We start from the raw sequence: 6,116 nt of genomic DNA on the forward strand, positions 1-6,116 counted from the left end.
GTGCTGAGCGGAAGCCCATCTCGCGCTCTTCATGGCCGCGATAGGAGCGCGAGCCGACCATCATCGCCAGATGCCCGGTGCGGCCGCCGAGGAAGCGCCCCATCAGCAGCGCCGCTGTGCGGCCCGCCACGCGGTTGTCGATGCCGACATAGGCCGAGCGGGGCGCCGCTGGCACGTCTGAGACCAGCGTGACCAGCCTGATTCCCGCCTCGACCAGCTCGCGCAAGATGTTGCGCGTGCGCGGGTGATCGACGGCGATGACGCCGACGCCATTGGCCTTGAGCGACAGATTCTCCACAGCGCTCTGCAGCGCGCTGGGCGAAATGCCGGCAAGATTGTGGATGCGGCACGACGCGACCAGGGGCAGGCGCGCCGCATAGTCCTCGATGTGATGGGCAAGATCGGCCATGAAGGCGTTGGACCCGATCGGCAGGAAGAATTCGAGATGCGCCGGCTTCGAGGGCAGCACGACCTGGTCGAGTGTCGGCAGATAGCCGAGCTGCTTGGCCGCTTCCATCACGCGCTGCCGGTTGGCGGCACTTGCGCCCGGACGGTTGTTCAGCACCCTGTCGACGGTCGCGGTCGACAGGCCGCAGCTCCTGGCGATGTCGGCTACGGTGGCTTTCATGGGTCCAGTCATAGGATGGGATGCGAGCCCCTGTCACGCCAAGTCAAAGTCTGCCGAAATCAGCCATGCGGTTCCCGGCCGTCGGTGATCGCATCCCGGATTTCCTTGTCCGACATGCCGGTGATGACGCGCTCGACCTCGGCCACCGTCGTCTTCTTCGGATCGATGTCGTCGGCCACCACCTTGCCCCGGCGCATCACCACGATGCGGTCGACCACCTGGAAGACGTGGTGGATGTTATGCGCGATGAAGATGCAGGAATGACCGGAGTCGCGGGCGCTGCGCACGAAGCTCAAGACACCTTGCGTCTCGGCGACGCCGAGATTGTTGGTCGGCTCGTCGAGGATGATGAGATCACTGTCGAAATGCATGGCGCGCGCGATTGCGACCGCCTGCCGCTCGCCGCCCGACAGCGAGCCGATCGGCGTCGTCGGCGGGATGTTCTTGGTGATGCCGACTTGCCGCAGAAGGTCGCGCGCCACCGCGTTCATCGCCTCCTGGTCCATGCGGTTCAGGAAGCGCGGCGGCTTGATCGGCTCGCGGCCGAGGAACAGGTTGCGCGCGATCGACAGCTGCGTGACCAGCGCCGAGTCCTGGTAGATCGTCTCGATGCCCTCAGCGATTGCGTCGCTGGTGCTGCGGAAATTGACCTTCTTGCCGCGGACGAAGATGTCGCCGCTGGTCAGCGGCACGGCGCCCGACAGCACCTTGATCAATGTCGACTTGCCGGCGCCGTTGTCGCCGAGCAGGCCGACGATCTCCTTTTCGTTGACGTGGAAATTGGCGTCCACCAGCGCCTGCACGCGCCCGTAGGACTTGCGGATGTTTGCCATGCGGATCAGAGGCTCGGCCATCGTCTTAAGTCCCTGCCTGGTGCCGGCGTTCGAGCCACGAATGCAGCGCCATCATGCCGAGGATGATCGCGCCGATGAAGATGTTGTAGGCAAGCCCCGGCACCCCGATCAGCACGATGCCGTTGCGCATGACGCGCAGGATCAGGATGCCGAGCACCGTGCCGATGATGGTGCCGCGTCCCCCCGTCAGCGCCGTGCCGCCGATCACCACCATGGCGATAACCTCGAGCTCATAGCCGGTGCCGCTGTTGGGGTTGGCCGCGGAGGTGCGCAGCGACGAGATCACGCCGGCCAGCGAAGCCATCACCGCCGACAGGACGAACAGACCGACCTTGACGCGGTTGACGTTGACGCCGCGGGCGCGCGCCGCATTGGGATTGCCGCCGGCGGCCTGGATCCAGTTGCCGGTCCGGCTCTGCGTCAGCACATAGCCAAGGATGATCGCGGCGCCGATGAACCAGAAAAGCGAGGCGTAGATGCGGAACGGCCCGACATAGAAGTCGCCGACGAGGATATCGGCCAGCCAGCTGCCTTCGGCGCTCCAGGTCCGCTGCGGGAAGCCGTCGGTGACGAAGAGCGCCGTGCCGCGCACGACCAGCAGCATTCCGAGCGTGACCAGGAAGGACGGGATCTTGAGCTGGGTGACGAACCAGCCATTGACCAGCCCGATCAGCGCGGCAACGATTAGCGCGATCAGCAGGCCCACCTCCAGCGAGGTGACGCCGCTGTTGAACAGCGTCCACATCAGCACTGGCGAGAAGCCGAACAGCGAGCCGACGGAAAGGTCGAATTCACCCGATGTCATCAACAGCGTCATCGCCAGCGCGATCAGGCCGAGCTCGACGGTGAAGGCCAGGATGTTGGAGATGTTCTGCGGCGAGAGGAAGTCCGGATTGATGGCCCAGAACACGACCAACTCGACGACGAGCAGGACAAGGGGGCCGAATTCTGACCTGCCGATCAGGCGCTGGACGAAGGAATGATTTTCCACGAGATACCCGTGACATGATTGAAACTGGCCGGATTTCGCGCCGGGTATGGCGGCGGGCGCCGGCGGCGGTAGCATCCAGCGCCGCGCTTCAGGTGCAAAGCGCGGCGCTGGTCAATCGCGCGGGAACTTATTTGCCGGACAGGATCTTGTCGTAGACGCCGGCGGTGTCCTTCTCGTAGAGCGCGCCGGTGATGACATTGAAGCCCGGGGGGATGCCGCTGGCGGCCATGTTGGCGAGCGACAGCGCCACATAGCTGGTCGCCTGCGGGTCCTGCCACTGCGCGGCGTTGACATAGCCGTTCAGCACTTCCTGCGTGGTGTCGAGCGAATTGCCCCAGCCAACGACCGGGATCTCGCCCGCCTTGACGCCGACCTGGTCGAACACCCGCTTGATCGAGCCGGTGACGAGGTCGCCGAGGCCGATGATCGCCTTCACCTTGCCCTTGTGCGCGGTGAGATAGTCGGCCATGCGGCTGATCACTTCGGCCTGGTCGAGCGTGGCCTCGGTGATTTCATAGGTGATGCCGAGCGGCTCGAAGACGCTCTTGATGCCTTCCTCTTCCTGCACGCCATAGGTGGCGCCGGGAACCTCGACCGGCATCCAGACGAAGTCGCCTTTCTTCACAAGGCCCTTGTCGACCAGGTATTGCGCCCAGTGCTTGCCGAAGGTGACGTTGTCGCCGCCGACATAGGCGTTGAAGTTGGCTTTCGGGTCGGGTGTGTTGAAGTTGATGATCGGGATGTTGGCCGCGCGCGCTTCCTTGGCGAGCTCGATCAGGCTGCCCGGATCGGGGCTGGTGGTGACGATGCCGTCGGCCTTGGCCGAGATGGCGGCGCGGATCGCCTCCTGCTGCGAGGCAACGTCGCCATTGTGGAACGACGTGTTGACCTTATTGCCGGTGTCGCTTGCCCATTGCTTGGCGCCGGCCAGGAAATAGGTCCAGACCGGGTCGGCCGGGCCGCCATGTGAAATCCAGTAGAACGTCTTGGCCTCAGCCATCGCCGGAATGGCGATGAGCGCGATCAAGCCAAGCACGAGCAGTCTTAGCCGCGAAAGCATTCGATTTCCTCCCATGTTGAAACTCTCCTCCTGGATCGGCGCGACGCGGCCTTTGTCCACGTCTCCTGCCAGCGCCGACCGGAACGTCCAGAGCATTCCCTTTTTCAGACGATGGCAAGCCTCCATCGCCAATGGATGTTGGCACAGCTTCGCGCGCCATCAGCAATCCCATCAGATTGCATCAGTTCAGGCGCTATTTTCTCGGGCAGGCGTTGCCGTTAGCGCTCGCTCTCTGCGGCGGGGTTGGACAACGTCGCCTCGGTTGGGCGCTAGAGAAGATTGGCCTTCGCCAGGTCGCGCATCAGATGGCTGGCGCCATAAGTCCAATGCGGACAGTCCGGCGACAGGCGCACGCGGTTGGTGAGAGCGCCGAGCTTTTCCGACGAGATGGTGACGATATCGCCGACCTTGTGGGTGAAGCCCTTGCCCTTCTCGCCGCGATCCTTCGACGGCACGAACATGGTGCCGAGATAAAGCGCCAGCCCGTCCGGATACTGGTGATGCGGCCCCATCGCCGCCTTGACCAGTTCTTCCGGCGAACGGCTGATTTCGGCCATCGAGCTGGCGCCTTCCAGCGAGAAGCCGTCCTCGCCCTCGACGCTGAGTCGCACCGTGGCGCGCTTGACGTCGGCGATCGAGAAGGTCTCGTCGAACAGCCGGATGAACGGTCCGAGCGAGGCGGAAGCATTGTTGTCCTTGGCCTTGCCGAGCAGCAGCGCCGAGCGCCCCTCGACATCGCGCAGGTTGACGTCGTTGCCAAGCGTGGCGCCGACGATGCGACCCGAGCTGTCGGCTATCATGGCGATCTCCGGCTCGGGATTGTTCCAGGTGGAGACGGGGTGCAGGCCGACATCGGCGCCGAAGCCGACGGACGCCATCGGCTGGCATTTGGTGAAGATTTCGGCGTCCGGGCCGATACCCACCTCCAGATATTGCGACCAGGCCCCGCGCGAGATCAGCTTGGCCTTGATTTCCATCGCTTCCGGCGAACCGGGCTTGAGCTTCGACAAGTCATGGCCAATCAGGCTGGCGATGTCGGCGCGGATGGCGTCGGCCTTTTCCGCCGAGCCGCGCGCCTGCTCCTCGATGACGCGCTCGAGCAGGCTGACCACGAAGGTGACGCCGGAGGCTTTGATCGCCTGCAGATCGACGGGCGAAAGCAGGATGGGCTTCGCGGCGTCGCGCTTGGCCTCGAAGCTGTTTGCCGCGATGTCGGCGAGCACGCCGATCGCCTTACCCTTGGCTGAGCGCAGGTAGTCGGCGGGATCCTTCAACTCGCAAAGATCGCGCACCGTCGGCGCCGCGCTCGAGGTGATGTCGATCACTTCGCCGTCCCGTGCCGTCACCACCAGCGGATGAGAAGCGGCGCTGGTTCTGGCGCGGCCGACGAAAAGTCCTTCGGCAGGCAGGCGGGTCGGATCGGTCATGGCATCATTCCTCTCGATTGTCGCGCGGCACTTTCCCCGGATTTAGCGCAAACGTCTATCCCGTCGATGCCAAGGTTTATGGGCCATGGCTGTGCTGTCACATAGCCAGGATTTGTCTGGCCTATCGAGCGCTCTTTCAAATTCATGAAATTGACAATAGGATTTTCACGAAGTTTCAGCGCCGAGGTGATCTTTGCCCGCAGCCTTCTTCGATCCGGTCTGGCGGAAACCCCAAACGGCGCCGGCCTTCCGGTCCGAACTGTCATCCGGCGGCACGTTCGACGCGATCATTGTCGGCGGCGGCATCATGGGCCTGTCGACCGCGCTGCATGCGGCGCGGGCCGGCCTTTCCGTTCAGGTGCTGGATGCTGGTGCGATCGGGCAGGGCGCTTCCGGTCTCAATGGCGGCCAGGTCATTCCCGGCCTCAAATACGATCCGGAATGGCTGATTGAACATTTCGGCAAGGAGCGTGGTGAAGCCCTGGTCGCGTTCGCCGCCTCGACGGCCGATGCCGTGTTCGACGTGATCCGCGACGAGAAGCTGGCAGTGCCGTTTACGCGCAATGGCTGGATCCAGGCGGCGCACACCGAGACAGCGCTGAAGGCCGCCGCCAACCGCGACCGCCAATGGCGCTCGCGCGGCGCCGACGTCAAGCTGCTCGACCAGGCCGAGATCGCGGCGATGACCGGCGCCAGGGGCTATCTCGGCGGCTGGCTCGACCGCCGCGCTGGAATCATCGATCCGCTGTCCTATACGCTCGAACTGGCCCGCGTCGCTTCGGCCGCCGGCGCCGGCATCGCCGAGCAGCAGCGAGTGGTGAAGCTCGCCAAGGAGGCCGGCGTCTGGCGGGTCTCGACGCAAGGCGGCGCCGAGTTGCGGGGCAGATCGGTCGTACTTGCCACCAATGCCTATACGGATGGCCTGCTGCCCGGGCTTGCCCAGACCATCGTGCCGCTGCATTCCTTCCAGATCGCCACCGCGCCGCTACCGGCGGAGCTTGCCGCCGGCATCCTGCCTGGCGGGCAGGCCGTTTCCGATTCCCGTCGCATCCTGGTCTACTACCGCCGGAGTCCCGATGGCCGCATGGTGCTGGGCGGCCGCGGCCGCATGGCGCGGCCCTCAAGCGCCGCGGACTGGGCGCATCTCGAACGCGCG

General features: G+C 64.7%; 6 protein-coding genes. 1 reads left to right on the top strand and 5 read right to left on the bottom strand.

What is annotated here, in order from left to right:
- The 5 genes from EOA27_RS17975 to EOA27_RS17995 all read right to left on the bottom strand — a co-directional run.
- Positions 1–628, bottom strand: a 628-nt coding sequence (locus EOA27_RS17975) for a LacI family DNA-binding transcriptional regulator (protein ID WP_145970392.1), incomplete at its 3' end; no start/stop codon positions are given.
- Between the two features lie 59 nt (positions 629–687).
- On the bottom strand, positions 688–1,482 hold the full coding sequence (locus EOA27_RS17980; RefSeq protein WP_127256816.1) for an ATP-binding cassette domain-containing protein: 795 nt from the start codon (positions 1,480–1,482) through the stop codon (positions 688–690).
- 4 nt (positions 1,483–1,486) lie between these two features.
- Positions 1,487–2,473 carry an ABC transporter permease gene (locus tag EOA27_RS17985; RefSeq protein ID WP_126078642.1) on the bottom strand — a complete coding sequence of 329 codons (987 nt, stop codon included), beginning with the start codon at positions 2,471–2,473 and terminating at the stop codon, positions 1,487–1,489.
- Positions 2,474–2,600: 127 nt separating this feature from the next.
- Positions 2,601–3,533 (bottom strand): substrate-binding domain-containing protein, encoded by a 933-nt coding sequence (locus tag EOA27_RS17990; RefSeq protein ID WP_095818957.1) that lies wholly within the window; start codon positions 3,531–3,533, stop codon positions 2,601–2,603.
- A gap of 269 nt (positions 3,534–3,802) precedes the next feature.
- The gene (locus EOA27_RS17995; RefSeq protein ID WP_126078641.1) at positions 3,803–4,960 is read right to left on the bottom strand and encodes a fumarylacetoacetate hydrolase family protein; all 1,158 of its coding nucleotides are present in this window, start codon (positions 4,958–4,960) and stop codon (positions 3,803–3,805) included.
- Positions 4,961–5,153: 193 nt separating this feature from the next.
- Between EOA27_RS17995 and EOA27_RS18000 the strand changes: the two genes are divergently transcribed.
- Positions 5,154–6,116: FAD-dependent oxidoreductase (locus EOA27_RS18000; protein ID WP_145970393.1), on the top strand; the 963-nt coding region annotated here is incomplete at its 3' end.

This window comes from Mesorhizobium sp. M2A.F.Ca.ET.037.01.1.1 (genome assembly GCF_003998075.1).
Classification (GTDB): domain Bacteria; phylum Pseudomonadota; class Alphaproteobacteria; order Rhizobiales; family Rhizobiaceae; genus Mesorhizobium.